The organism is Bowmanella denitrificans (assembly GCF_002887595.1).
Lineage (GTDB): Bacteria > Pseudomonadota > Gammaproteobacteria > Enterobacterales > Alteromonadaceae > Bowmanella > Bowmanella denitrificans.
Map to the genome: position 1 here is coordinate 1 of NZ_PEBU01000018.1, position 26,039 is coordinate 26,039.

The window sequence follows — 26,039 nt, forward strand, 5'->3', positions numbered from 1 at the left end:
AACTGCCAACTGCCAACTGCCAACTGCCAACTGCCAACTGCCAACTGCCAACTGCCAACTGCCAACTGCCAACTGCCCTAAGCCTCACGAATATACCGGGCATGTGACAGATACAGGGCATCTTCCAGTTGTTCCAGACCAAGTTGAAGCTTGGCCCTGCTTTCTACTACCACGCTGACACAGATAAAGTGAATATCGGCAGGCCCTTCTGGAGATAAACTGATAGAAAGGTTGCCAATGGCCTGCTTCAGCTCGCGGCGCCTGTCATCGTTAATCGCCGGGGCAAACAGCATTAATTGTTCACTGCTCCAGTGGCCCAGCAGTTCATTACTGTGAAGTCGCTCGCTGACTTGCTGCATGACTTTTTCCAGTAACTCATCACCCATAGACAGCCCATAATTCATGGTGGCCTGTCGCAAGCCGATGATATCGATCATCAGTAGTGTGAGTGGAAAATCGCTTTGTCGAACTTTACTGACCAGTAGCCTGTCCAGTGCTCTGCGATTGGGGTAGCGGGTAATACTGTGACGAAGTGATTGCTCTTCACTTAACCGGGACAAGGTTTGCACATCACGCCATCGGCGGATAGAGAAGAAACATAACGCCAGAATCAGGTAAAAACCAGTGGGTACCAATTCATCCAATTCCCAGGATTCATACTCTCTGGAATAATGATAAATCAACTCAAGCATATCGATATTGCCCAGCCAGGCAAACACCGCAGCAGTAGTAATAACGACAAACAGCAAATCCGTATAAAAACGCCGTCGGATCCGTTGCTTTAACTTATCCAGGATCACTGCTACATCCCTTCTGCCGGAGTTAACGTTCCTGTGGCGGCAGCTTTGCTACTCAGCCTCCTGGCCAAATAGGTTGAAACAAAGATGCCGACGTAACTCACGTCGGCATCCAACTCACTTAGTTTTAACGTTGGAACTCACTGGTCGGCAGCCACTTTGGCCAGTCCTGGCTGTCGGCGATATCAAAACCAACTTCGAAGAACATCCTTGTGTCCTGTTCTACACCGCTAAAGTCCCAACTCTCGCGAAATTGATCGCACACCTGATGGTAGCAACCGCGGGTGATGACTTGCGTGCGTTTGCGATAGTTGGCTGTCTCTTCATCCCAACTGTCAACGCCGCCTTTGGCATACAATGCTGGTATGCCCTTTTTGGCCAGGCTGAAATGATCAGAGCGGTAGTAATAGCCCGCTTCAGGGCGATCTTCCTGGGTCAGATAACGGCCCTGGCCCTTTACAGCCTTGTCCAGATAATTTTCCAGTTCAGACTTACCTTTACCCACCACGGCAACATCTTTGGTACGGCCGAGAATATTCATGGCATCCATATTCAGGTTAGCAACGGTCTTATTCAATGGAATAACAGGGTGTTCTGCATAGTAAGCTGAACCCAGCAAGCCTTGCTCTTCGGCCGTCACCGCCAGGAAAGTCACAGAACGCTCAGGGGCTTGTTCTAAGGTGGTGAAGGCTTCGGCCATTTCCAACAACGCAGCGGTGCCAGTGGCATTGTCATGGGCGCCATTGTAAATATGGTCACCATTGAGGCTGTCGTCTTTACCCAGATGGTCCCAGTGAGCCGTATAGATAATATGCTCATCCGGGCGCTTGCTGCCGGGCAGGGTGGCGATAACGTTATTGCTGGTAGAGCGTTTAAGGGTACTTTTTACGGTGACCGAGGTTGTGAGTCCTAAGGGTTTGGCAAACGGACCCTGCTGTGCTTGGGATTTCATTCGCGCAAAGTCTAGGCCTGCTTCTGTGAATAATTTTTTCGCGGCTTCCAGGTCAATCCAGCCTTCAACGGCCACGCGTCCAGCGTTACCATCTGCGGATGCCAGACTATATTGTGGACCGCTCCAACTATTTCCTACCACTGACCAACCGTAAGAAGCGGGCTCGGTTTCATGGATAATTAACGCGCCAGCTGCGCCCTGACGACTGGCTTCTTCATATTTGTAGGTCCAGCGCCCATAATAGGTCATGGTCTTACCCTGGAATTTGCCACTATCCGGGTTTTCGAATCCGGGATCGTTAACCAGGATCACCACGGTTTTACCTTTAACATCCAGGCCTTGGTAGTCGTTCCAGTCATATTCCGGTGCATTTACCCCATAGCCGACAAACACCAGCTCAGAGTTATGTAAAGAAACCGTTTCTTGTTCGCGTTTGGTGGCGACCACCATATTTTCTTTGTAAGTCAGGGTCTGACTGCCAAGTTGCAGGGAAACATTTGGGTCGGCGGTAATTTCCAGCAGATTTACCGGTTGCAGATAGCTATCACCATTACCGGGTTTAAGGCCCAAACGTTTAAACTCGCTGACCAGATAATCCACGGTTTTTTGTTCACCTAATGTGGTTGGCAAGCGGCCTTCGAATGCATCAGATGCCAGCACTTTGGTATGCTCAGCCAACTCGGCGGCGCTGATGCTGTCATAGGCGGCGGGAAAATTATTTGGTGTTGTCGTGGTAGAAGTGCAGCCAAGCGCCATAAAAAGTGGTGCAATGGCTACAGCCAGTAGGTTTTTTTTCATTATCATCTCGTTTTGCATCACGTAAAATTCGGCCCAAGTATAGGTAAATACAAGGATCAAGACCAGACAGCCTATGTTGGACAACCGACCAAAACCAGCCCATTGTGCGACCAATGCTATAAAAAACAAGCCTACTGCCAGGCGATTTGCCGATTCATTGCCTCAGCAATGGATGCCAGAGGTGTTTAAGTACGCGCCATTTTCCTGGCTGGCGTCGTTGTTTGCATTGCGTGAGATCATGAATTGGCCAGATTATCAATGGCTTAATCAAGATGCTAAGTTGTCAGTGGCCTTTGTGCCGCAGCACTGCCTTGACCTGCAATCTTTATGTTACGAGTCTTTTATTGCGACTCATAGCAAGGTACCGACTCGCCAGCACAACTGGCATGACTTTTTTAATGCCCTTATCTGGCGACAGTTTCCGTTAAGCAAATCAGCACTGAATCGGTTGCATATGGCAGACATCAAGGCGCACGGCACGTTGCAACGCACCCCCAGACGTAACCGCATTACCCACTTTGATGAATGTGGCGTATTGCTGGTATACAGTGACCCTGTCATTGCCCAGTTATTAAAGGACCATCAATGGCTTGAGGCCTTCTGGCAACATCGTTCAAGCTGGGGAAAACAGGTGCAGGCGCTGATTTTTGGCCATGCTAACTATGAAATGCTATTAAATCCCTACATCGGCCTGACAGGTAAGTGGCTGGGGATTCAGGTGCCGGCATGTTATTTTGACTGGCCGCAATGGGAGCAGTTGAGGTGGGTTGATCAGCACTTGCAGCATCGCTTGGCACAAGAAAACTGTCTTGGCGAGAAAGGTGTATTGTCACCCTTACCGCTGCTCGGCGTGCCTGGATGGTGGTCAGATAATCAACAAGCAGACTTCTACCGCAATAGCGATTACTTCATGCCGAAAAGAAAATAAAAAATCTGTTATTTATTTTGTTGGCGCAAGACTATAGCTGCTGTGATGCTGATCTTCACAAGATTTACCAAACATAATAATAAGCACTGAAGGGAAAAGGAGAACTGTCGTTTATGATTGAAATAAGAGGGTTAGCCAAAAAATTTGTGGTGGAAAACCTCAAAAAGCTCAGCGACCAGGAGAAGCTGGATCCGCGCTTAAAAGGCCGATTTTTTCATTCGGTTGAAGATGTCAGCTTCAATTGTGAAGAAGGGCAGGTGTTGGGTTTGCTTGGCCCCAATGGGGCGGGTAAAACCACAACTTTGCGTATGTTATCCACTGCCATTAAACCAACCAGTGGGAGCGTCAGTATCCGGGGCACAGACGTATTAGCTGAGCCTTTGCTGGCCAGACGAAAAATAGGCTTCTTGTCAGGCTCCACCGGTTTGTATGGCAGATTAACCGGCCGGGAAAATATCCAGTATTTCGGGCGTTTGCACGGTGTCAGTGAAAACGACCTGGCACAACGTATCAATGAGCTGGCTGATCTGCTGGATATGCATAGTTTTCTGGACAGGCGCAGTGAGAGCTTTTCGACTGGCATGAAGCAGAAAACCTCCATTGCCAGGGCGGTCATACATCAACCCGAAGTGGTTATTCTGGATGAGCCGACTACCGGGCTGGATATTATGGCTACGCAAACCGTGCTGGATTTTATACGTCGTCTCAAAGCCCAGGGCACGCCGGTGATTTTTTCCACTCACCATCTGGATGAAGTCGACGAGCTGTGTGACAAGGTAACGGTGATTGATCAAGGTCGTACTCGTTTCGATGGCAGTCTGCTTGACTTTAAAGCGCTGTCATCCGGCTCTATGCATGAGTCTTTTCTGGCGACATTAAAAGGAGCTGCATAATGTGGTTAGTATTTAAAAAAGAGTTACTGGAACTGCTGCGCGACCGCAAAACCTTGTTTTTTATGATCGCTCTTCCGCTGTTGTTGTTTCCACTGATTTTCGGTGCGTTTGGCTTTTTTGCCAGTAAAGCGTTTAAGGAGGCCGAAACCAAAGTGCTGAAATATGCCATAGTTGGCGGGGAATACGCCCAGGGGTTAAGCGCCTCGCTGGCTGCCGCCACCGATAAGTTTGAATTAGTGGATGTGTCGCCAGATGCAGACTTGAAGCAATTGATCCGTGATGAAAGCATTGATTTTGCCCTCAAAGTGCCCAGCAACTACGACCAGCCATTGCTGGAAGGTGGCCAGGCGACTCTGATACTGGTCTTAAATGATGCGGGCTTAAATATGGTGCAGTCTCGGGTCAAGGATCTGGTTGATAACCAGGTTGAGTATAAGCGCCGCCAGGCCTTTGATGCCCTGACATTAGATGATGCTCAGCAAACGGCATTGCTTAAACCTGTAGTCATTGAGAAAGATGATGTGGCCGACAGCCGCGAGAACTGGGGGGAAAAAATCGGCGGTTTCCTGCCCTATATACTCTTTATCCTGTGTTTGCAGGGGGCGATGTATCCGGCCACCGATATGGGGGCGGGTGAAAAGGAACGTGGCACCCTGGAAACCTTACTGACTTCACCCACCGAACGACACAAACTGGTACTGGGCAAATTCCTGACCATTGCCTTTGCCGGGGTAACCTGCGCACTGATTACCATACTCAGCATGGCTATTTGGGGCGTTGTGCTCAGCCAGGGCATGGCGATTAAGGTGGTAGGGGAGTTTATGAGCGCCATCAGTGCACTGGACTTTGTGCTGATGTTCCTGATGCTGGCGCCCATTGCAGCCATTTTTGCCGCTTTGCTGCTGAGCTTGTCTATCTATGCACGCAGCTTTAAAGAAGCACAAAGCTATATGGGCAGTCTGATCATGGTGGCCATTCTGCCTATTATTATGGCCATGATGCCGGGGGTTGATCTTAAAGGTGGCTGGGCCTGGGTGCCTATTACCAATGTGGCACTGGCGATTAAAGAACTGATCAAAGGCACCATGGATTATGTATCGCTGTTTGCCATCTTTGGCTCCAGTATGTTGATTGCCGGCGCGCTGATCGCATTTTGTGTGTACTGGTTTAATCAGGAAAAAGTTCTGTTCCGCTGATATCGTTTCGCGGCAGGGACGCCGCGCTACTGTATGGGCAAAGGCCATCTTGGCCTGATAAAAGAAAAAACATTGATAGGCTAATGCGATGACTATGCAGGGTAGAGCTGGCGTGTTCAGTCCTGCAACCAACCGTTGGTAAGCCTTACATCAACAACACCAACCAATTTCCCCTTCTTTTCAGAACACGCCAGTTCCATCTGTGTTCGATTTGTAAACTTTTGAGAAATAAAAGGTTTCCAGTATCGGCCTGGTCGATGTTTGTAATGTGCCGCTCCGTTATAAATCCCAGTTGTTTGAATTAATGAGAATCGTTACTATTCGCTTCGGGTTTTTTGCCGGGCGATTTTGCTGGCACATACTTAAACACACAGGAACACGTGAATTATGGAAACATCCAGGCTTCAATCCACCGCTACCAAGGCTTATCAATTATCACTCAGTCCCATTATGCTGGCCATTCTGGCCTTGTCTGCGCCGGTGATGGCTGCTGAAGACTTGTCTGCAACTGGCGCCGATAAAAGTCAAAATGCCCTAAATGATCCCGACGGTACCAGTAAAACCCGCGCCCAGGAATATGAACGTATTTATGTTACCGCATCCACAGAAGGCAATTATTCTGACGCCGCCACCAAGTCAGCGACCAAAATGATTTTGTCACTGCGCGAAACACCACAGTCGGTGTCGGTGATCACCCGCCAGTTTCTGGAAGACTGGAACACGGTTAATATCAAGGATATTTTGCAGCACAGTACCGGCGTATACACCAATTTTGGCGCAGGTGAAGAGCGCCCTTCATTTATGGTACGGGGTGGTGAAGCGAATCTGATTCAAATCGATGGCGTACAGCAATTTCCCGGTGGTCGCCGCCCTGACGTAAACGGTGATTCCGTCGCCTTTGAACGGGTGGAGATACTGCGCGGTGCCAATGGTTTGATGACAGGGGTGGGCGATCCCACCGCCACCGTCAACCTGGTAAGAAAGCGTGCCGTGAGTCGACATACCGATGCTCATGTGGGGATCAGTGGCGGACGCTGGGGCTATCAGCGTATCGAAGCAGATGTGGCCACTGCGCTGACCGAAGACGGTGATGTGCGAGCCCGCATTGCCGCAGCCCATTACGACAGGGATTCTTACATTGACCGCTACGGTCAGAAGAAAACCTCGGTTTATGCCACGGTGGAAGCGGATTTGGGGGATGCCACTTTAGTACGCGGCGGGATTGAATATGCTGACACTGCGTCCCGCGGCGTGATTAACACCCACGCGGTGCACTATTATTACGCCGATGGCAGTCTGGTCAATCCCAGCCGCAATATGACCGGTATGTCTGCTGACTGGAGCGCCTGGCCGATTAAGGAGAAAACCTACTTTGTTGGTGTCGATCATGCCTTTGACAATGGCTGGCAGTTAAACGCCATTGCCACTTACAACACTATCGATATGCAGGGCGGCGAGCTGTTCTTTGTGTATCCAGAGGATTATATGGATCCCGATGGCAGCAGCCGTCTGGGCTTTGGTTACAGTGCCGTGATCAGCAGCAGTGAAGACCAGCAAAAAACCTTTGATGTGACCCTGCAGGGCACTTACGAGTTACTGGGACGTGAGCATGACTTAGTCCTGGGCTACAGCTACTTTAACCGCGACAGGACCAGTTTTGGCAACCAAGCCGACCAGACCACGATTTCACTGGAAGGCCTGAATTACAATACCTGGACCGGGGATGTAGCGCGCTACCCCTTTGAAGATTCTGGTCGCAGCAGTCTGAATAAAAACAGCAGCGGCGGTGCCTTTATTGCCACCCGTCTGCACTTTACCGATGAACTGAAGTTGATCACCGGCGCCAGGTTGACTAACTGGCAAACCCGCACACATATGTATGATCCCAACAGCGGTGAATATCGCATGACCCGCAGTGAATATGAGGTTGACCGGGAACTCACCCCCTATGCCGGTTTAGTCTATGAGGTAAATGATAATGTCAGCCTGTACGCCAGCTATACCGACGCCTTCAGACCGCAAAATTACTATGATGCCAACGACGATATTCTCGATCCTGTGAGCGGCCGCAGCTATGAAGGTGGCGTAAAGGCAGAGTTTGATTTACTGAACCTGTCAGCCGCCTACTTTGAATCCGAGCAGGACAACGTGGCGGAGCGCGATACGTCATTTCCGCTCGACTATCTGACACCAGGCGGTAATACCCCATATCGCAGCAGCGGCAAAGGCAATAAAACCCAAGGTTACGAGCTGGAAGTATCAGGCGAGGTGGTACATGGCTGGAACGTGTTTGGTGGCTACGCTTATGCTAAAACCGAAGACAACCAGGGACAGGCGATCAGAACCGAGATACCGCGCAAACTGTTCAACTTAAACACCACCTATCAACTCCCTGGTGCCTGGCATGATCTGGTATTGGGAGCCGGTATTCACTGGCAGTCCGCCTATTTCGTTAATAGTAAAAAACCAGCAGGTCTTGGCCGGGATGAGAACGGCTATGTGATTACTACTCCCGAGCGCCGCGAGCAGGGAGCGGTTGCTCTGGTCAATCTGATGGCCAGATACAGGCTGACGGAACAGATTAGCCTGTCGCTGAACATCAACAACCTGTTTGATAAAGCGTACTTTAACAGCATCTCGTCCTGGGATGGCAGTGTCGTATGGGGAACACCGAGAAACTGGACCCTTAGCGCCAGATACGACTGGTAACCATTAATGGAGCAGTCCGCAGGTCAGCCTGCGGGCTGAGTGTAAGGATAATAAGAATGATGTTGTGTGCATTTCTACTCAATCTAAGCGGTTGTGTGTTGTTTTATCTGAGCCTGAACAACCAGCAGTGGCTGGCGAGACCTTTATCGGCTCGTCCCTGGCGCTGGCTTTCCTGGCTGGTGTTGGTGGCGTCTTTTGCCCTGTGGATGTGGATGATGGACGCTAAGGCCGGATTTTTCGCGGCGCTGGTGTGCACCATGTTGCTGCTGGGCTTGTTGCCCTTTGTCAGTTTGCTTATTCACAAAGGAGAGCAACATGGCAAGGCGTGAGCGTATTCAGCCGCATTGGTGGAGCAAAAGTCTGGCTGGCGTGTTGCTGGGTTTTGTCCTGGCTATAGGGATTACCGGTTTGTTTGCCTGGCTTGGCCCGGGTGGTCTGCATGCCGATAACAAAATACAGTTTAATATGTGGATCAGTGCGCTTATCTGGATGGTGCTGTTCGCCTGCGTTTATTTGTTCAGTACCGGTCTTAAGGCCTGGTTATGGCTGGGCGGTGCCAGCATTGCGGTGTGGAGTTTGTTAGTTGCTACTCAGTTGTTGATGCAAGGAGGCGCCTGATGCGCGGTGATATTCTTAAGACCTATAAAACCCTGCATACCTGGACAGGGTTGATTGGCGGTATGGCACTGTTTATCTGCTTTTTTGCCGGTGCCCTGACCATGTTCAAACCCGAGCTGGATCGCTGGGTTAGTCCGCCAGTGCAGCAACTGCCCTGGGTGGAAGAAAGTCGGTTGTCTCTGCTGGTGGAAAAAGCCATTGCTGAACACCCGCAAGCTGCCAACAGCTTCACTTTGCATGTGCAGCACAACGAAGGGGTTGAGGCGCCCATGAGCTGGCGGATACGCAGCAAAGACGATAGCAGCACCTATTGGCTGGCCAGCCTGGATGCGGATAACCGCCTGATGGTGCGCCAGCATGAACCCTCCCAACTGGCCCATCTGGTGGACATGCTGCATCAGACCGCTGGTATACCCGGTGAAGGCCACCATATGTGGGGCGTGTATGTGATGGGAGCCGTGTGTTTCCTGTATGGACTGGCATTGCTATCCGGGGTTATTTTATTGCTGCCTTCCCTGGTGAAGGATTTCCTGCTGCTCAGGCGGCAGAAAACCAGCAAACGCTTCTGGCTGGATGCCCACAATGTTATCGGCATTACCAGCTTGCCGTTTCATATCCTGATTGCCTGGACTGTGGTGGTATTCGCCTTCCATGACCAGATTTATGACGGTCTGGAAGCGCTGGTGTATCAGGGCGAACCTGCGTTTGCCCGTGCCGAAGCTGACCCGGATGCGCCTGTCTTTAATACCGCGGAGTTGCTGATGCCGACGCAAATGGCGCCGGTCATTACTAAATTGTCAGCAAACTTCCAAATATACGAAGCCAGTTATTCCAGGGTGCAGGGTAACACGCCGTCGGTACGCATTGCTGGCAGTGATAAAGCGCATATGGTACGTGCTCCGTCGTTTGGCTTTGTCAGCTTGCAGCCATACACCGGCGAGGTACTGGATAAGGATTACCTGCCAGGTTATGAAGATGGCTGGCTGGATATGGTAATCGCGGTATTTGCCCTGCATTTTGGCAGCTACGGTGGTGACACCATCCGTTGGGTGTACTTCATGCTGGGCTTATCCGGTGCCTTTATTTTCTATAGCGGTAACCTGCTTTGGATTGAAAGTCGCAGGCGCAAACAGCGCGAAGCCGGACAAGTGGTAGAGCAGCAAAAAAACGCCCGTTTAATGGCCTCGGCCACCGTAGGCGTTTGCTGGGGCTCGGTTGCCGGTGTCGCCTTGGCGATGAGCATAGGTAAGTGGGTAAGTGCCACCGGCGGTGATGCCAACAGCGCCTATCTGTGGGTGTATTATCTGGTGTTTTTAAGTGCGCTGGCCTGGGCCTTTATTTGTGGCCCGGCCAAAGGGGCTGTGCATATACTGGTGCTTTGTGCCCTGGCTTGCCTTAGCATTGTGCTAAGTGCTTTGGCTGCCTGGCTGATTGGCCCGCCACATTGGTGGCATGCCGGATTGGCGATGGTGGAGGTGACGGCCCTGCTGTTTAGTCTGATATTTGCCAATATGGCGATAAAGATGCACCGGCGCGCACGCTGTGGTCCACAGGACAGTGTCTGGGCCTATGCTGAGCGGCCTGTTGCAACCGAATTACCCGCAGGTATAAAACCCGTGTCTGCCAGTAAGCCTTAATTAGCGATATCAGGCGCGCTGATACAGCATCAGGGTATTTAACGTGGGATCACCTGGCTGACGCAGCATCTGGCCCTGCTGTTTAAAACCAAACTGATGCATAAATTGCTGCAACTCTGTCAATGCGTAAAAGTGCCGGCGCTCGTCGGCATTGTATTGCCAACTTTCCATGGTACCCATATTAAACACATCATGGGCCAGCGCCACCAAATGCCACATATGGCGGTTATGCACATCATGATCGCGCAGGATCAGGCAGCCACCGGGTTTAAGCTTGTCCCGCAAGCCACCGATAAACTGTTCACGCAAATCGACAGGGCAATGGTGAAAACCGATATACACGGTAATCAGTTCCAGTGACTGATCTGCTATCTGGTCAAGCGCCGGTGCGTAGTCATTGAGTGCAAGCCAGTCTCCGGCCTGGGGGACTTGACCACGGTCCAGCATATCCGCCAGTGAATAGCCGGGGGCCCGCTCACTGATAAAGAGCCGCTGGCCCTGAATATCCAGTACTTCTTCCAGACTGTCGATATAGCGGCCACTGCTGCCGATTTCCAGGTATCCCTCAAAACGCTTATCCGGCAATAAGCTACGGGTTTGCTCGGCCATCACCTGCTTTTGTTTTTGCAGGGCGGGTAAGGCGTAGCGTAAGTCAGCCAGCAGCGGACGGATTTCATCCAGTTGCTGCTGTAAAAAGCCATATACCTGTTTGTCACTGCCAAATTCTTGCACCGCCTGATGAATCAATGCCTGCAATTGTTGTTCGGGGTAAAGGTGAAAGACATTTTGTAAAAACGGCAGGAATTCTTCGCGGCGGGTTTTATCGGCGTAGATATAACGAAAGTTACCGACTAATTGCTCGGCCTTGCCCACGCTGCCGGACGCGGTAGCTTTTGCCGATGCCCGGGTGGCCATACCGGCCAGTATCAGGGCCGATAATTCAAGAAACTGGCGCCGGTTCAACCGCATGTTAATATCCCTTGCTGGAAGCTGCATAAATCATATCAGAAGGACCGCCGCATGGGCACTGTGCTGAAAAAACTTCTCAAGCTGCCATTAAAGTTGCTGAAATGGGGCGGAATCGCAATTTTGTTGCTGGGTATTGCTACCACCGCGGTGATCTGGTCAAGTGGTGACAGCCATTTTCTGCCGGAGCCGGGCCAACCCCTGGTCACCGATGTGACCCAGTTAAATCCGGCGGCGGTCACCAAAGTGATGACGCCACGCACCATCGAAGACATTGTCAGCGCGCTGCAGGACAGTCAGGGGCCGGTGTCCATCGGTGGCGGCCGCTTTAGTCAGGGCGGTCAGGTCAGCTATCCCGACAGTTTGCATCTGGATATGCGCCAGTTTAAGCAGGTGCTGAATCTGGATGTGCAAGCCAAGGAAGTGACCGTACAGCCGGGTATTACCTGGCGTGACTTGCAGGACGTCATCGACCCGCATGATTTGTCCATACGTATTATGCAAACCTATGCCAATTTCACTGTGGGTGGTTCAATCAGCGTCAATGCCCATGGCCGCTATATTGGCGAAGGGCCGCTGGCCCATTCGGTTAAGGCTTTAAAGGTGGTGCTGGCCGATGGTTCATTGATCAGCGCGTCCAGAGAGCAAAATCCTGATGTGTTTTTTGGTGTGATAGGCGGTTATGGCGGCTTGGGGGTGCTGGTGGAAGCCACCTTGTGGCTGACCGACAACAGCCGGGTCGAGCGCCAGGATCAGAAAATGCCTCTGGCCGATTATAAGGACTATTTCTTTGCCACACTGCGTGATGATGCCAATCTGGTTTTTCATAACGCCGATATTTATCCACCGGATTTTACCCGGGTGCGGGCGGTCAACTGGCTGAAAACCGACAAGGCTCTGACCGTCAATGAGCGGCTTATTCCCAAGCAGGATAACTACTATTGGACACCGAAGCTGGCAAGCATTGTGGCGGATTACGACAGTGGCAAGTGGCTGCGGGAGAATCTGATTGATCCCCTGGTGTATGCATCGGACAAAGTCGAGTGGCGTAATTACGAAGCCAGTTATTCGGTGATGGAACTGGAGCCGCAGGACAGGCAGGATGTCACCTATGCGCTGCGGGAGTACTTTGTGCCGGTGCAAGAGTTTGATCGCTTCGCCGCCAAAATGGCCGAGATTTTTCAGCGCCACCAGGCCAATATTATCAATGTCTCTATCCGTCATGCCAAGGCCGACCCTGGCAGCCTGCTGGCCTGGGCCAGAACCGAAACCTTTGCCTTTGTGGTGTATTACCAGCAAGGTACCGACCGCGAGGCGATGAAAAAGGTGAAGGCCTGGAGCCGCGAGATGATTGATGCGGTGGTATCTGTGGGTGGCAGTTACTATTTGCCTTATCAGGTGTTTGCTGACGAAAACCAGTTTCTGGCAGCGTATCCGCGCGCACCTGAATATTTTGCCCTCAAGCAGCGACTCGATCCGAATTATCGCTTTCGCAACAGTTTGTGGCGACAGCATTATCCGGGCGAGGCTATTCGTGGCAATCAGCAAGCCCGCTTTGCCCAGTATCAGCGCGGCGAGGAACAAACCTTACTGACCATTCCCGAATGGTACCTGGTGTTTAATCCTAAAGAGTACGCCGCGTTTCTGGCATCCGCTCAGCATCCCAGTGAGTTTCCCTTTTTGGACAGCATCGACCGTTACTGGACGCTGTACGATAGGGTGGTGGCCATGACAAAGGACAGGTATCCGCACAATGACGAATATCTGACCATGCTGCAGGTTATCGGCGTCAGCACCACAGTGGAATATCTGGTTAAATGGGCCTACGAGCAAAGCATCGGCCGTTTCAGCCATTGGACCGCCAGCGCGCCGACTCCCGAAGAAGCGGTAATCGCCAACGCCCATCAGGCCTACAGCGAGCTTATTTTTGACAAGGCCTGGTATGAGTTTGACTTTGCTTACTGGATAGACAAAGTCTGGCAGGATACCGATTTTTGGGGCGAGAATTTTATTCGCAAGCTGGAACGTAAGCTGGCCTTTACCCTGGAGTTTGGTTTTAAGCAGGGCTATGCGGCGTTAATTGGCTACGCGGCGGCGGCTACCTACGAGCCGGCCGAAGGGCTGGTATATTTGTCCGCCTATGTGCCGGAACATATTCAGCTACCAGACAAGGTCAAGATTCTATACCAACAGGATGATGCCGCTATTTTGAGCCTGCCAAGGTGGGGGGATTTTAGCCGCCTGATGCCGGACTTAGCCGCTGCTGGGGTGCGCTTTATTGATATTTCCGGCAATAAGCGTATTAGTGTGTCGGTGCTTATGGATGGCGAAATGCCGCTTGAGCATGGCAAACTGATGTTCAGCCTGCCGATGGTGGCCACGGCCGATACGCGGCAAGCCTATTTGTGGGTTCAGGTTGAACAACTGCATGCGCTGCTGAATGAACTGGCGCAAAAGCAGATCCGGCTTGAACACATTTATGATTTCTAGATGGCACATGTTGGGCGGCGGAAATTCGGTAGGCAAAGCCATGTAAATGCGGCATGCTAGTTATCTGTAGTATCTGCTATCGTGTGAAGGTGTGACGCAACACATTCAAACCCTTGTGAGTGGCATTGTTGACCAGTTATTGGACGCCGTCTGTGTGGTGGACGAGCAGGGCCGTTTTTTGTTTTTAAGCGCAGCCTGTGAAGATATTCTTGGCTACAACCAGCAGGAATTACTGGGCCGTCCTATGCTTGAGCTGGTTCACCCTGACGACCGTCAACGTACTTTGGATGCAGCGGGTGAGATTATGAATGGTCAACCCAAGCGTCATTTTGAAAACCGCTATATCCGCAAGGACGGCCGCGTCATTGATATTATGTGGTCTGCCCGATGGTTGGAGCATGAACGGGTGCGCGTTGCGGTGGCTCGGGATGTCACTGTGATTAAACGGGCTGAGCGGGTTAAGGCGGCAGTCTACAAGATTACTGAAACCGCTTACGGTGTGCAGGACCTGCAATCCATTTATCACAGTATTCATAAGGTGATTGCTGGTTTATTGGAGCAATGTGAGTTTTCTCTGGCGTTATTAGATACCGCCAATCATCAGTTAAAGTTGGTGTATGCCGGCGATGAACAGGGACCACAAGATGCTTCCGTGCTTAAACTGGATCCGGCCGTGTATCAGGTGGTAGCCAGTGGTGAACCACTAGGACGGCATCGACAACAACCGGGCAGTTCCATTCCTGCAGACTGTGACTGGATAGCCCTGCCATTGCGTGCCCAGGGCCAGGTGTTGGGAGCGTTAATCGTCAGTTGCCATAATCATCTGTTGGGAAGGGATGAACAGCAATTACTGCAATTTGTCTGTACCCAGGTTGCCGCTACTATTGCCCGCAAACAGGCCGAGGAGAAACTGGTTTATCTGGCCAGTCATGATATTCTTACCAATCTGCCCAACCGTATGCTGTTTATGGACAGGTTTGATATGGCTTTAAAACAAGCGTCCCGCGCACAGTCAAGGCTCGGTTTATTGTTTTTTGACCTGGACAAGTTCAAACAGGTCAATGATGCCTTTGGCCATGATGTGGGCGATATGTTGCTGGTGGAAACCTCGCGCCGACTGGAACAGGCGGTACGTAGTTCGGATACAGTGGGGCGTATGGGCGGCGATGAATTTACCCTATTGCTAAGCTTTATCAAAGATCAAAGTGATGTGGAGCTGGTGGTAGAGAAGATCCTGGAAGCCATGCAAACGCCATTCATATTAGGAGAGTTACAACTGCACATGTCTGCCAGTATTGGCATGGCTATTTATCCTGATCATGGTGATTGTAAAGAAACCTTATTGCGGGTGGCTGACAGCCGCATGTATCAGGCCAAAAAAGCCCGTACATGACCCAATTTATAAGGCATCTTTCCAGCGCTGTTTACCTACATGCAGTTTCAGCAGTTCCAGGCATTCATCCACCACCAGCAGCATTTCCTGATCCAATGCTTGCTCTTGCTGATTACTGGCACCCAGACCATGTTGTAGCAACTGGTCAATTTTATCCGGGGTAACATCAAGCAGCAGATTCGCCAAGGTTTCAATCACGATGCCCGAAACGGCGTTTTCCAGCATTTTTTCCACGCCACTGCCCAGCACTGGTACCAGGCGTAAACGGCCAACCTGGGGATTGTCCCGCACCGCTTTGGTGACACTTTGCTGCACATGCTGGCGAATGACTTCACCGCTTTGTTCATCGGCCAGGGTGTGGCCCGAATGCACCAGTAATGCGGCCAGCCATTGGCACAACACCGGACGGCGAGCCGCCAGTACCTGTGTCACGATATCGTCCAGCAGCGGTGAACCCTGGCGCAGGTCTTGCTGGGCATCGGATAATACTTTGATCACCACCCGGTCGCTGACTTCTTCCACAAACACCTGATAGTAGAAGGCAAAAAAACGGTACAAGGCGGTATCTCTGATATCGATGATCTTGTACTTCTGCAATCGGTACAAAATCGAAAATATGCGCAAAAAGCGCAGGATTCTGGCACCACCAACCGGGATGCAACCGACCAGATCGTACCAATGAATAAAAGGGTAAAAATACCAGCGCAGATAGTCTTTGCGATAAATCGCCACCGCCCAGCGCAATACAAACTCACTAAGGAAGATACCGACAAACACCAGATCGATAAGAATAAAGTTGGCATGCACAGGTTTGTACCAGTCCAACAGGGCAGGAGAAACCTGATTCAGAGAGTGGCGGACCAGCTCGGTTGCGTATAAAGAGTCGAACAGAATCAGAGTGAGATTAAGGATCAACAAACCCAGCATCACTAAGTCCAGCAAAAGCCAGGTGCCTTCATGGCTCTCCTTTAATCGCTTTAAACTGAAGTTAAGCATGCTTGTTTACTCTACTTTCGCAGAGCACACAGAGTTAAGAGCTTTTGTTACTCCGAGTCCTCTGCGGCTTTGCGGTGAACAATGTATTGTCTCACTCAGATCCTGGTGACATCCACATGGACTTTGAGTTTCTGACCGGGTTGCAGATATTTGTTGGCGTTGAGCTGGTTCCAACGGGCCAGATCGTCAATCGCCACCTTAAACTTACCGGCAATACGTGCCAGTGAATCACCGTTTCTGACCGTATAGGTGACGGTACGCATAATGGCATTGTCAGACTGCGTACTGGACACTTTATTCACCCAAATCACCAGCTTTTTACCCGGTATTAAAGGATCTGTGGGGGCCATACCGTTCCATTTGGCCAGGCTACGTACATTGACGTCATACTTGCGGCTAAGATCCCATAAGGTATCGCCACTTTTAACCTGATGGCTTAGTTGGTAAGAAGCACGAGGCTTAGCCTGGGTTTCGGCCAGACGCTGCTCGGCCGACAGGCTGTAATAGTCCATGGACTTCAGAGCGACTGGAATAAGCAGGTGATCGCCAGCGCGGATCATATTGCCGTCCACTTCATTGACCTGCTGAATCACATCGACCGAGGTGTGATACTTTTTCGCCAGTTTCAGCAGGCTGTCGCCGCTTTTGACCTGATGGCGTACCCAGTTAAGGCGTTTGGATTCATCCAGATCATTGAGGGCAATCATAAAACTGTCGACCTTATCTATAGGCAGCAGCAGGGTATGTGGGCCCTTCGGATCGGTGGCCCAGCGGTTATAGCCCGGATTCAGGGCATGTAGTTCTTCGACGCTCAGGCCAGCCATATCGGCCGCCAGGGCCAAATCAATTTGTGAGCCGACATCCACCACACCTGTAACCTGGCGATTTTCAATGGGTAGCCATTTGGCATCCCACTCGTCAGCCTTTTTAAGGATATTGGCCAGGGCCAGCAGTTTAGGCACATATGCCCGGGTTTCCCTGGGCAAGTCAAGTGACCAGAAATCGGTGCTTTTGCCTTTTCGTTTGTTGTCTTTAATTGCCCTTGCCACTCTGCCTTCGCCACTGTTGTAGGCTGCCAGAGCATGCAGCCAGTTGCCATCAAACATCTCGTTCAGATATAGCAGATAATCCATTGCCGCCGTGGTGGATGCCAGAACATCACGACGACCGTCATACCACCAGCTTTGGCGCAGACCAAAACGCTTGCCTGTCCCTGGAATAAACTGCCACATACCGGCAGCCCGGCCATGGGAATAGGCGAATGGATCAAAGGCGCTTTCCACTATCGGCAGTAAGGCCAGTTCCATGGGCATATTGCGCTTTTCCAACTCTTCGACAATCAGGTACAAAAAGGGCGCCGCGCGTTTACTGACTCTGTCCATATAGGCTGGATGTTTAAGATACCAGTCCTGCTGCACCTTAACCCGTCTGTCATCCGGTACTTCAAAGCTCAACTGCGAGCCGATACGCGACCATAGGTTAGTGATCTGTTGCACTTCTTCGGGATGATCAATCAGCTCAGGCACCGTTTCGATAGGATGGTTAATCTCTTCCACCGGATGGGTGATCGGAATCGTGCCTTCCTGTGCCACCTGACAACTTTCACTGTTGTGCTCAGCTTCCTCGCAGGCTTGCAGAACCTGAGCGGCAATTTCCAGTTCCTTGTCCTGCTGAATGTCCGACTGGCTGGTTTGCACCGTGGATACACAGGCGCTTAAACCCAATAGTGGGAAGATAAATAACAGCTTTTTCATAGGCTCACGGATTCTCTTGTTGTTGTGACGCAACCAGGCAATTCCTTGGAATCTTATCGGCCGTCAATTTCTGTGCTTCACTTAGCAAAGGCGAGTTGTGAAGCCATTGTAAAGATTAAAAATGATCTTTCCAGTCCCTGAGTGCAGCAAAAACCGCCTCTGGTGTGGGTAACGTTATCCCCCGGTATTGTTCTGCCTGTTGGCGTATCTGTGCTGAAGTACAGCGCAGGAAGGGGTTGATTGCCCGCTCTTGGCCAATGCTGGAGGGCAAACTCGGCAACTGCTTGCTGCGCTGCTGGTCCACCCAGTCACTGTACCGGGCCAGGGCCTGATTGCCTGGCTCCACGGTTTTGGCAAAGCGCAGGTTTGCCTGGGTGTATTCGTGGGTACAATAAACCTTAGTCTCGTCCTTTAGTGCCGACAGTCTGCTTAACGAGCGATACATTTGTTCTGGCGTTCCTTCAAACAAACGGCCGCAGCCGCCACTAAACAAAGTATCACCGCAAAACAGGCCCACTTCCTGATGATAAAATGCAATATGGTCGCGGGTATGTCCGGGCAGCAGCAACACGTCAAATGTCAGCCCCAGGCTTGGCAAATAGCAGTTTTCTTCCGGCACAACAACCTGGCTGACTTGCGGCACTCTGGGGGATTTCAGCCCATGTACCACCGTATCAGGATATATATCGAGCAACGCATTGATGCCACCAATATGGTCGGCATGATGATGGGTTACCAAAATATCAGTAAGTTGCAGATTGTGAGCTTGCAGATACACCAGGGCAGGCCGCGCTTCACCAGGGTCGACTAAAATGGCTTTGCCTTTGTCCTGCAAGCACCAGATGTAATTGTCGGTAAAGGCTGGAATAGCGACGACGTTGAGCATAAATTGGCAGGTATCCAGGTAAAAAACATATAGGCTAACAGCGTAACAGGGAATAAAACTGATATGCTAGGCCTTATGACTGCGCCAACATGTATCGGTTCCCATGAAGCCGGCTCTGACCAGCAAAAAGCCCAGATATCCTAACACCTGGCAAGAATTGCCAAGTGGTGAGCTATTGCAGAATGTGGTAGCCGAGCGCTTGCTTGAGCCGAGTCGCCAGTGGTTTGGTTATCATTTGTTAAAAGTCGGGCAACTGAGCGCCGAGCTGTGTTTTCCTGATTGCCCGATTAAACATCAGGTCTCTTTGCATAACGGATTGGGGAGTGCGCCCGGGGTTAAAGCGAAAACCCGCCAGTTACCGATTCTTGAGCGCAGTATAGATGCCTGTGTACTGGCATTTGAACTGGACTTTGCCCAGGATCCACACCAGATTTTACGTGAGGTCAACCGGGTGATGATGCCGGATGGTCACCTGGCCCTGATTGGTTTTAACCCTATGAGCCTGGCAGGTTTGGCCAAGTACATTCCCTTGCGTGGCGACAGTTTACTGCACGATGCCCGCTGCTTTTCCATGATGCGGATCAAGGACTGGATGAACCTGCTGGGCTTTGAAATTATTCAGGAGCAGTGCCTGCTGCATACAGAATTGTTGTTTGAGCGTCAGGTTAATCCGGACAATAAATTTCAGCGCTGGGCCAGTCACTACTGTCGTTGGTTTGGTTCTGTTTATATTTTAATTGGCAAAAAGCGTGAAATACCGCTGTCGCTGCAAAAGCCCAAGTGGGCACCCAAGCCGGCTTTTATTGCCAAGCAGGCCAATATATAAAAAAAGCGCCCTGAGGCGCTTTGATTACTTTACTTTCATTCCTGGCTGGGCACCGCTGTGGGGCTCCAGGATCCACAAATCTTTCCCGCCGGGGCCGGCGGCCAGTACCATACCTTCTGACAGGCCAAAACGCATCTTACGCGGGGCCAGGTTGGCCACCATCACGGTCAGCTTACCTTCCAGATCTTCCGGCTGATAGGCTGATTTGATCCCGGCAAATACCTGACGGGTCTCGCCACCCAGATCCAGTTGCAGGCGCAGCAGTTTGTCAGCACCTTCCACGTGCTCGGCTTTAGCGATTTTGGCAATACGCAGGTCGACCTTGGCAAAATCCTCAAAGCTGATGGTTTCTGTAATGGGATCTTTGGCCAGGGGGCTGTCCGGTGCTGGCCCAGTTGCTTTGGCTTGCAGATTTTCTTTGGAGGCGTCAATCATGGCATTTACCTTGTCGGTGTCGACGCGCTGCATCAGGGCTTTAAACGCATTGATGTTGTGGTCGGTCAGCACTGACTGAGCGGAGGCCCAGGTCAGTTGGTCATTTAAAAACAGCTCGGCCTGCTCAGCCAATTTTGGCAGTACAGGTTTTAAGTACACCAGCAGGATACGGAACAGGTTAATGCCCAGTGAACAGACCTGTTGGGTTAGCAGCTGTTTGTCTTCGTCCTTAATGGTCACCCAGGGGGCCTGGGCATCGATATATTGGTTGGCCTTATCGGCCAGCGCCATAATTTCGCGAATTGCGCGATTGTACTGGCGTTTTTCATAAGCCTGGGCAATGGAATCGCTGGCAGCCTGGAACTCGGCAATTAAGGCCGGTTCGGGCAACGTTGCGGCCAGTTTGCCGTCGAACTTTTTGCTGATAAAGCTGGCACAGCGGCTGGCGATATTGACCACTTTGCCGACCAAATCTGAGTTGACCTTTGTCACGAAGTCTTCGAAATTCAGATCAATATCGGTGACCCCTTCGTTTAGCTTACTGGCGAAGTAATAACGCAGATACTCTGGGTTCAGATGATCCAAATAGGTGCGACCTTTAATAAAGGTACCGCGCGACTTGGACATTTTGGCGCCGTTGACGGTCACAAAACCATGCACGTTGACGCCGGTAGGCTTACGAAAGCCAGCGCCTTCCAACATGGCTGGCCAGAACAGGCAATGGAAATAGGTGATATCCTTGCCGATAAAATGATATAGCTCAGTGTCAGCGCCTTTGTTCCAGAAACTGTCAAAATCCACACCATGGGTATTACAGTAGTTTTTAAAGCTGGCCATATAACCAACCGGCGCGTCTACCCACACGTAGAAGTACTTTCCTGGCGCATCGGGAATTTCGAAACCGAAATAGGGTGCATCACGGCTGATGTCCCATTGTTGCAGGCCGTCTTCGAACCACTCCTGCAGCTTATTGGCCATTTCTTCCTGAATGGCACCGCTTTTCAGCCAGTCTTTGAGCATGCCTTCAAATTGTGGTAGGTCGAAGAAATAGTGTTCTGAGTCTTTCAGAATCGGCGTCGCGCCTGATACCACTGAACGGGGATTCTTGACTTCCGTTGGGCTGTAAGTGGCGCTACATACGTCACAACTGTCGCCGTTTTGATCTTCTGCACCACAGCTAGGGCAGGTGCCTTTGATAAAGCGGTCCGGCAGGAACATCTGTTTTTCCGGGTCGTATAGCTGGCTGATGGTGCGTTTGCTAATATAGCCACCATCGTTCAGGCGGCGGTAGATCAGTTCCGACAGTTCGCGGTTTTCCGGCGAGTGCGTGACATAATAGTTGTCATACTCTACATGGAAATCGAGCAGATCCTGATGGTGCTCGGTACGGGTTTGTTCCACCATCTGCTCAGGGCTGATACCCAGCTCCTGGGCTTTGAGCATCACCGGTGTACCATGCGCATCGTCGGCACAGACGCTGTAGCACTGATGGCCGCGCATTCGCTGAAAACGGGTCCAGATGTCCGTTTGAATATGTTCCAGCAGGTGGCCCAAGTGAATGGAGCCATTTGCATAGGGAAGGGCACTGGTAACCAGAATTTTACGTTGCGAATCTGCCATAACCGCCTTAAGAATCGTGTTAGAGAGTGGAGTTTGAAAAGACGCAAATGTTACCCAAAACTGCGCCCTAATCATAGTTCTCTATTGTTGTAATAAGGAGAGTTGCGTTGTTTTTTAAAAAACGCCAAGACGCTACGGATATTTCTGCCCTGGTTGAGTGTGTGGCAAACTTTTTTGGGATGCCACAACAGACCGTCAATGGCTGGTTTATGCAGGATGGTGGGCAGCTAAGCCTGAATCTGCCATTTGCCTGTGCATCCCGCCATCAGGCGCTACGAGATGCGTTGAACAACCTTGATGGGGGCGACAAGGTGCAAATCCGGCAGAATGTTGCGTTTGGCGGTGATGCTAAGCGGGGCCATCGTGGTATTCGCAATTTGCTGGCGGTGGCCTCTGGCAAAGGTGGGGTGGGGAAGTCGACCACTACGGTCAATCTAGCCCTGGCCCTGCGCCGTGAAGGTGCACGGGTCGGTATTCTGGATGCCGATATATACGGCCCCAGTATTCCGCTGATGCTGGGGAATGCCGGGATGCAGCCGCAGTCCAGCGACAATCGGCATATGCAGCCCCTGCAGGCGCATGGTTTGGTGGCCAACAGTATTGGTTATCTGGTGCCTGCTGATGATGCTGCTGTTTGGCGTGGCCCGATGGCCAGTAAAGCACTGCAACAACTGCTGAATGAAACCTTGTGGCCACAACTGGATTATTTACTGATTGATATGCCGCCAGGCACCGGGGACATTCAATTAACCCTGGCACAGCAGATCCCGGTGTGTGGTGCGTTGGTGGTAACGACCCCACAAAATATCGCTCTGGCGGATGCACAAAAAGCGATTGCCATGTTTAACAAGGTCAATGTGCCGGTATTGGGGGTGCTGGAAAACATGAGTTATCACCAATGCGAGCAGTGCGGCCATAAGGAATTTTTGTTTGCCCAGGGGGGCGGTGAACAAATCAGCCAGCAAAACGCAGTGCCGCTGCTTGGCCATATTCCTCTTGATATTCATATCCGCGAATATACCGATGCGGGCAAGGCGCTAATAGTGGAAAAACCGGATAGCCCTATCAGTCAAGCATACGCTCAGGCTGCCAGGGCTCTGGCTATGCAGTTGTATCAATCCGGACTCAATCGTGTACAGGCCATAGATATTGGATAGTCAGCAAAAAATCACCGATTAAATGATTGAAGCAAGCTGACTTGGCGGGAATAATAGTGCCAACACTTTACTTACCTGCCAGCAAGCCTTTAACAGGCACCTTGTGTTTTGCATTTAGACGGCAATTAACAGCATTTCCAAATGGGACATCCTAATGCGCTTGTGCGACAAAGATATTAAAACCTGGTTAAACGACGGCAAGATCCAGATAGTACCTGTGCCGGAAGATAATATGATCAGCGGGGTGACCGTGGATATCCGGCTGGGAAGTAAATTCCGGGTATTTCAGGATCATGCTGCCCCTTATATCGATTTAAGTGGTCGCCGGGAAGAAATGGAAGCGGCGCTGGAATCGGTGATGAGCGATGAAATAGAAATTGCCGAGGGTAAAGCCTTCTTCCTGCACCCGGGTGAACTGGCACTGGCAGTTACGCTGGAGTCGGTAACGCTGCCAGCTAATGTAGTCGGCTGGCTGGATGGCCGCTCGTCTTTGGCCCGATTGGGACTGATGGTGCATGTTACAGCCCACCGTATCGACCCAGGTTGGTCAGGGAACATTGTGCTGGAGTTTTTTAACAGCGGTAAGTTACCACTGGCGCTCAGACCGAATATGAAGATTGGCGCGCTTAGCTTTGAAGTGTTGTCGGACTTTGCTGAGAAACCCTATAACGCGCGCCAGGATGCGAAATACAAAGATCAGAAAGGTGCTATCGCCAGCCGTATCAGTTCTGATGGTAGCCGTAGCTAGTGGCATAAATCAAAGGGTTGTATATGCAAAGGGCGTCGGTGTGTTATCACTGCCCAGCGCCTTGCTGGCGACCAATGTGCAAATAGCCGACATAATCCGCGTTTTTTAACCGATATGCCTATAAACTCAGCAATCAACCACTGAGGCGGATATTTTGCTTGATTAAGCAAAATGAATTCCCTACCATACGCGGCGCTGGATGGTCAGGGTCAGACAAATGGCTCTTAAAAGTTCAGCAAGCCGCATTGTTATTTTTATCGTTTAGTTAAAAAAGCGGCTAAAAAACAGAATTAGGTGAGGTGTCCGAGTGGCTGAAGGAGCACGCCTGGAAAGTGTGTATACGGCAACGTATCGAGGGTTCGAATCCCTCCCTCACCGCCATATAAAAGAAAAAGCCCCGTCCTGTTGGACGGGGCTTTTTCTTTTATATCCCGTGCAGGGTGTAGCCGCGCGGGTAATTTGAGGCCTTTCGCGGGGTAATTTGAGGCCGCGCCTATTAGCCGTAATCACAGTATGGTGGGGTGACCCCTGCGGCGAGCATGGTTAGCTCTACTATTGCATGGCCATGGAACTGGCCTGTTTCGTCCTGCCGCAATACCAACTCTTTAGCTGAATCCAGTAGCGCCAGTCTGGCGGTGTTAATGCCTGGCAGGGTGGCTCGTTCGTACGTTTCCCAAATGAACCAAAAAACCTTGGCCACCTGGCTGGCATCGCGGTTGTTTAAACCGTGGTTAAACGCTGCATGAGCGCACCTTAAAAGGAATTTAACTTCGGCCAGGGGTAGGTGCTGCATGCCTGCTGTTGCTGTCATTGTTATTGTCCCTTTGGTGTTTGATGCAGACCCTAGCGCCGTTTCGGCTTGGACGCCATACAGCAAACTGTACAGATGGGAACACATAAAAATGTGGTCCAATATTCTGGACGAATTGCAGGTGATCACATAAAAATATGTTTACTTGGCTGGTGGTGTGGGTTACATCACGTAACGAGTGAGGGGAGGAACCAATGAAGAAGGATAAACCAATAGACTGGGACGCCGTTGACTGGGACGCCGTTGAGGGGCAGCGCCAGGCGGGTGAACTGCTGAGACTGAGAAGGCGGGCGCGCCTTAGTCAGGAGAAAATGGCTGAGCTGTGCGGGTGTAGCCGTACGACGATAAGCGCGATGGAAACCAATACTGCAAATACCACGCAGTACTTAATCAACCGCTACAGGGCCATTGCCATTGTGACGGCAGAAAAAGACCAGATTGCAGCCATAGGCGATGCTGTGAAGGACACTTTTGCTGTCACTGCTGTAAAGCGCCTAAAACAGCTGTTAGGAGGCCAATAATGGAGTTGCTAAAAATTACCTTGGGCCAGCCATACCGGCTGGTGAGTTTTGCGGTACTACTGGTGATTTTCTATGTGTTTGGGCCTGACTATTTGCTGACCTGGCCGGAAACTGTGGAAGACCCCACTGAGTGGGATTGGATCTCGTTGGTCAGCTTCCACATATACTGGATGGCCATCTTCCTTGTAGGCATTTATGCCAGAGGATCCAATAACAAAATGGTAGCTGCTTTGTTTGCTGGCACTGCAACTATTGAATACGCCATTTACTTTACGCTGGCTGATGTCGTTAAAGACAACCTTTATATGTTGCTTAGCGTGCAGGTACTGGCCTGTTGCCCGTTCTTTTTAATCGCATTTTACCGGGTTGATGTAGTGTGCTGGTTGGCCAAGAACCTGGGCAAGTATGGCCATTATTTTGACTATGTGCTGAAGCCGTTTTCAGCACTGCCAATATTTGGGCACCGGGTTACCCGCATGATTGCCGCCAGACCGGCGCTGGCCTACCGGATACTGACCCGCACCAGGGTAACAGAGCTGGAGCTGATGATCATGGGGATCATGCGTTTGTTTCTGGTTTGCTACATAGTGATAGCGGCATGGCTTTATGTATATGCCATGGGTATGGGACTGGGCATAGAAGACCGGGTGTATGCAACTGTTATGCAGTTTGAAAACGCCACCTACCTGATTAATGATGGCATGCTGCGCAACGCATTGGGCTGGTACTGGGGGCCGTTGCATGCCCTGTTTGCAGCTGGACACCCCAGTTACCTGGTACTGGATGCCATACTTAGCAACTCGGTTGGGCTGTGGTGGATTATTGCAGCATATCGGATGGTTAAACTAGAAGCGCGACAACCCGACGCTCTGCTGTAAAAAAGGCGCTTTAAGCGCCTTTTTCTTTGG

At 51.1% G+C, this 26,039-nt stretch carries 22 protein-coding genes and 1 tRNA gene; 15 read left to right on the forward strand and 8 right to left on the reverse strand.

What is annotated here, in order from left to right:
• Positions 1 to 77 precede the first annotated feature (77 nt).
• Together CSR04_RS22960 and CSR04_RS22965 are read right to left on the reverse strand one after the other, a co-directional pair.
• Positions 78 to 800 carry a diguanylate cyclase domain-containing protein gene (locus tag CSR04_RS22960; RefSeq protein ID WP_102798692.1) on the reverse strand — a complete coding sequence of 241 codons (723 nt, stop codon included), beginning with the start codon at positions 798 to 800 and terminating at the stop codon, positions 78 to 80.
• A gap of 124 nt (positions 801 to 924) precedes the next feature.
• Positions 925 to 2,547 (reverse strand): M28 family metallopeptidase, encoded by a 1,623-nt coding sequence (locus CSR04_RS22965; protein ID WP_425427717.1) that lies wholly within the window; start codon positions 2,545 to 2,547, stop codon positions 925 to 927.
• 73 nt (positions 2,548 to 2,620) lie between these two features.
• Here CSR04_RS22965 and CSR04_RS22970 point away from each other — a divergent pair, with 73 nt between their 5' ends.
• The 7 genes from CSR04_RS22970 to CSR04_RS23000 all read left to right on the forward strand — a co-directional run bounded on the left by CSR04_RS22970 (position 2,621) and on the right by CSR04_RS23000 (position 10,528).
• On the forward strand, positions 2,621 to 3,475 hold the full coding sequence (locus CSR04_RS22970; RefSeq protein ID WP_102798693.1) for a DUF3025 domain-containing protein: 855 nt from the start codon (positions 2,621 to 2,623) through the stop codon (positions 3,473 to 3,475).
• Positions 3,476 to 3,588: 113 nt separating this feature from the next.
• Positions 3,589 to 4,368: an ATP-binding cassette domain-containing protein gene (locus CSR04_RS22975; RefSeq protein WP_102798694.1), complete on the forward strand. Its 780-nt coding sequence runs from the start codon at positions 3,589 to 3,591 to the stop codon at positions 4,366 to 4,368.
• Entirely contained in the window at positions 4,368 to 5,564 is a 1,197-nt protein-coding gene (locus tag CSR04_RS22980) for an ABC transporter permease (protein WP_102798695.1), read from the forward strand. The genes CSR04_RS22975 and CSR04_RS22980 overlap by 1 nt, the downstream gene beginning before the upstream one ends.
• A 387-nt stretch (positions 5,565 to 5,951) precedes the next feature.
• Positions 5,952 to 8,273 carry a TonB-dependent siderophore receptor gene (locus tag CSR04_RS22985; protein ID WP_102798696.1) on the forward strand — a complete coding sequence of 774 codons (2,322 nt, stop codon included), beginning with the start codon at positions 5,952 to 5,954 and terminating at the stop codon, positions 8,271 to 8,273.
• 56 nt (positions 8,274 to 8,329) lie between these two features.
• Positions 8,330 to 8,602, forward strand: coding sequence for a hypothetical protein (locus CSR04_RS22990; RefSeq protein ID WP_102798697.1), 273 nt, complete (start codon positions 8,330 to 8,332; stop codon positions 8,600 to 8,602).
• Positions 8,589 to 8,891: a hypothetical protein gene (locus tag CSR04_RS22995; protein WP_102798698.1), complete on the forward strand. Its 303-nt coding sequence runs from the start codon at positions 8,589 to 8,591 to the stop codon at positions 8,889 to 8,891. Before CSR04_RS22990 ends, CSR04_RS22995 begins: the two co-directional genes overlap by 14 nt.
• Complete coding sequence (locus tag CSR04_RS23000) at positions 8,891 to 10,528, forward strand: PepSY-associated TM helix domain-containing protein (protein WP_102798699.1); 1,638 nt, start codon at positions 8,891 to 8,893, stop codon at positions 10,526 to 10,528. Before CSR04_RS22995 ends, CSR04_RS23000 begins: the two co-directional genes overlap by 1 nt.
• Before the next feature lie 9 nt (positions 10,529 to 10,537).
• Here CSR04_RS23000 and CSR04_RS23005 read toward each other — a convergent pair whose 3' ends face one another.
• On the reverse strand, positions 10,538 to 11,497 hold the full coding sequence (locus CSR04_RS23005) for a hypothetical protein (RefSeq protein ID WP_102798700.1): 960 nt from the start codon (positions 11,495 to 11,497) through the stop codon (positions 10,538 to 10,540).
• A 51-nt stretch (positions 11,498 to 11,548) separates the two neighbouring features.
• Here CSR04_RS23005 and CSR04_RS23010 point away from each other — a divergent pair, with 51 nt between their 5' ends.
• Both CSR04_RS23010 and CSR04_RS23015 read left to right on the forward strand, forming a co-directional pair.
• Entirely contained in the window at positions 11,549 to 13,984 is a 2,436-nt protein-coding gene (locus CSR04_RS23010; protein ID WP_102798701.1) for an FAD-binding oxidoreductase, read from the forward strand.
• A 91-nt stretch (positions 13,985 to 14,075) separates the two neighbouring features.
• Positions 14,076 to 15,377: a diguanylate cyclase domain-containing protein gene (locus CSR04_RS23015; RefSeq protein ID WP_216362621.1), complete on the forward strand. Its 1,302-nt coding sequence runs from the start codon at positions 14,076 to 14,078 to the stop codon at positions 15,375 to 15,377.
• Between the two features lie 6 nt (positions 15,378 to 15,383).
• On the opposite strand, the gene CSR04_RS23020 is transcribed toward CSR04_RS23015, so the two are convergent.
• The 3 genes from CSR04_RS23020 to gloB form a co-directional block, all read right to left on the reverse strand.
• The gene (locus CSR04_RS23020) at positions 15,384 to 16,373 is read right to left on the reverse strand and encodes an ion transporter (protein WP_102798703.1); all 990 of its coding nucleotides are present in this window, start codon (positions 16,371 to 16,373) and stop codon (positions 15,384 to 15,386) included.
• A 95-nt stretch (positions 16,374 to 16,468) separates the two neighbouring features.
• Complete coding sequence (locus CSR04_RS23025) at positions 16,469 to 18,127, reverse strand: lytic transglycosylase (protein WP_102798704.1); 1,659 nt, start codon at positions 18,125 to 18,127, stop codon at positions 16,469 to 16,471.
• Positions 18,128 to 18,242: 115 nt separating this feature from the next.
• Positions 18,243 to 19,013 (reverse strand): hydroxyacylglutathione hydrolase, encoded by a 771-nt coding sequence (gene gloB / locus CSR04_RS23030; RefSeq protein ID WP_102798705.1) that lies wholly within the window; start codon positions 19,011 to 19,013, stop codon positions 18,243 to 18,245.
• A 103-nt stretch (positions 19,014 to 19,116) separates the two neighbouring features.
• Here gloB and CSR04_RS23035 point away from each other — a divergent pair, with 103 nt between their 5' ends.
• On the forward strand, positions 19,117 to 19,839 hold the full coding sequence (locus CSR04_RS23035; RefSeq protein WP_102798706.1) for a class I SAM-dependent methyltransferase: 723 nt from the start codon (positions 19,117 to 19,119) through the stop codon (positions 19,837 to 19,839).
• A gap of 24 nt (positions 19,840 to 19,863) precedes the next feature.
• Here the strand turns inward: CSR04_RS23035 and metG are convergent, their stop codons facing one another.
• Positions 19,864 to 21,894 (reverse strand): methionine--tRNA ligase, encoded by a 2,031-nt coding sequence (gene metG, locus CSR04_RS23040; RefSeq protein WP_102798707.1) that lies wholly within the window; start codon positions 21,892 to 21,894, stop codon positions 19,864 to 19,866.
• A gap of 107 nt (positions 21,895 to 22,001) precedes the next feature.
• On the opposite strand from metG, the gene apbC reads away from it, so the two are divergent.
• From apbC to CSR04_RS23055, 3 genes are all read left to right on the forward strand, one after another.
• On the forward strand, positions 22,002 to 23,051 hold the full coding sequence (gene apbC, locus CSR04_RS23045) for an iron-sulfur cluster carrier protein ApbC (protein WP_425427718.1): 1,050 nt from the start codon (positions 22,002 to 22,004) through the stop codon (positions 23,049 to 23,051).
• Positions 23,052 to 23,205: 154 nt separating this feature from the next.
• The gene (gene dcd, locus CSR04_RS23050) at positions 23,206 to 23,799 is read left to right on the forward strand and encodes a dCTP deaminase (protein WP_102798708.1); all 594 of its coding nucleotides are present in this window, start codon (positions 23,206 to 23,208) and stop codon (positions 23,797 to 23,799) included.
• A gap of 293 nt (positions 23,800 to 24,092) precedes the next feature.
• Positions 24,093 to 24,180 (forward strand) — tRNA-Ser (locus CSR04_RS23055).
• Positions 24,181 to 24,295: 115 nt separating this feature from the next.
• On the opposite strand, the gene CSR04_RS23060 is transcribed toward CSR04_RS23055, so the two are convergent.
• A complete protein-coding gene (locus CSR04_RS23060) occupies positions 24,296 to 24,610 on the reverse strand; it encodes a hypothetical protein (RefSeq protein ID WP_146027235.1) in 315 nt (104 codons plus the stop codon).
• 194 nt (positions 24,611 to 24,804) lie between these two features.
• On the opposite strand from CSR04_RS23060, the gene CSR04_RS23065 reads away from it, so the two are divergent.
• Positions 24,805 to 25,131 (forward strand): helix-turn-helix domain-containing protein, encoded by a 327-nt coding sequence (locus CSR04_RS23065; protein WP_102798710.1) that lies wholly within the window; start codon positions 24,805 to 24,807, stop codon positions 25,129 to 25,131.
• On the forward strand, positions 25,131 to 26,009 hold the full coding sequence (locus CSR04_RS23070; RefSeq protein WP_102798711.1) for a hypothetical protein: 879 nt from the start codon (positions 25,131 to 25,133) through the stop codon (positions 26,007 to 26,009). Before CSR04_RS23065 ends, CSR04_RS23070 begins: the two co-directional genes overlap by 1 nt.
• The last annotated feature ends 30 nt before the right edge of the window (positions 26,010 to 26,039 follow it).

Bases quoted from the DNA above. Each gene is read 5' to 3' on its own strand.
- CSR04_RS22975 (WP_102798694.1), top strand. From the start codon at position 3,589: ATGATTGAAATAAGAGGGTTAGCCAAAAAATTTGTGGTGGAAAACCTC.
- CSR04_RS22965 (WP_425427717.1), bottom strand. From the start codon at position 2,547: ATGAAAAAAAACCTACTGGCTGTAGCCATTGCACCACTTTTTATGGCG.
- CSR04_RS23065 (WP_102798710.1), top strand. From the start codon at position 24,805: ATGAAGAAGGATAAACCAATAGACTGGGACGCCGTTGACTGGGACGCC.
- CSR04_RS23020 (WP_102798703.1), bottom strand. From the start codon at position 16,373: ATGCTTAACTTCAGTTTAAAGCGATTAAAGGAGAGCCATGAAGGCACC.
- CSR04_RS22985 (WP_102798696.1), top strand. From the start codon at position 5,952: ATGGAAACATCCAGGCTTCAATCCACCGCTACCAAGGCTTATCAATTA.
- CSR04_RS23060 (WP_146027235.1), bottom strand. From the start codon at position 24,610: ATGACAGCAACAGCAGGCATGCAGCACCTACCCCTGGCCGAAGTTAAA.
- CSR04_RS23025 (WP_102798704.1), bottom strand. From the start codon at position 18,127: ATGAAAAAGCTGTTATTTATCTTCCCACTATTGGGTTTAAGCGCCTGT.
- CSR04_RS22970 (WP_102798693.1), top strand. From the start codon at position 2,621: ATGTTGGACAACCGACCAAAACCAGCCCATTGTGCGACCAATGCTATA.
- metG (WP_102798707.1), bottom strand. From the start codon at position 21,894: ATGGCAGATTCGCAACGTAAAATTCTGGTTACCAGTGCCCTTCCCTAT.
- CSR04_RS22990 (WP_102798697.1), top strand. From the start codon at position 8,330: ATGATGTTGTGTGCATTTCTACTCAATCTAAGCGGTTGTGTGTTGTTT.
- CSR04_RS23035 (WP_102798706.1), top strand. From the start codon at position 19,117: ATGAAGCCGGCTCTGACCAGCAAAAAGCCCAGATATCCTAACACCTGG.
- dcd (WP_102798708.1), top strand. From the start codon at position 23,206: ATGCGCTTGTGCGACAAAGATATTAAAACCTGGTTAAACGACGGCAAG.
- gloB (WP_102798705.1), bottom strand. From the start codon at position 19,013: ATGCTCAACGTCGTCGCTATTCCAGCCTTTACCGACAATTACATCTGG.
- CSR04_RS22995 (WP_102798698.1), top strand. From the start codon at position 8,589: ATGGCAAGGCGTGAGCGTATTCAGCCGCATTGGTGGAGCAAAAGTCTG.
- CSR04_RS23070 (WP_102798711.1), top strand. From the start codon at position 25,131: ATGGAGTTGCTAAAAATTACCTTGGGCCAGCCATACCGGCTGGTGAGT.
- CSR04_RS23000 (WP_102798699.1), top strand. From the start codon at position 8,891: ATGCGCGGTGATATTCTTAAGACCTATAAAACCCTGCATACCTGGACA.
- CSR04_RS23010 (WP_102798701.1), top strand. From the start codon at position 11,549: ATGGGCACTGTGCTGAAAAAACTTCTCAAGCTGCCATTAAAGTTGCTG.
- CSR04_RS22980 (WP_102798695.1), top strand. From the start codon at position 4,368: ATGTGGTTAGTATTTAAAAAAGAGTTACTGGAACTGCTGCGCGACCGC.
- CSR04_RS23005 (WP_102798700.1), bottom strand. From the start codon at position 11,497: ATGCGGTTGAACCGGCGCCAGTTTCTTGAATTATCGGCCCTGATACTG.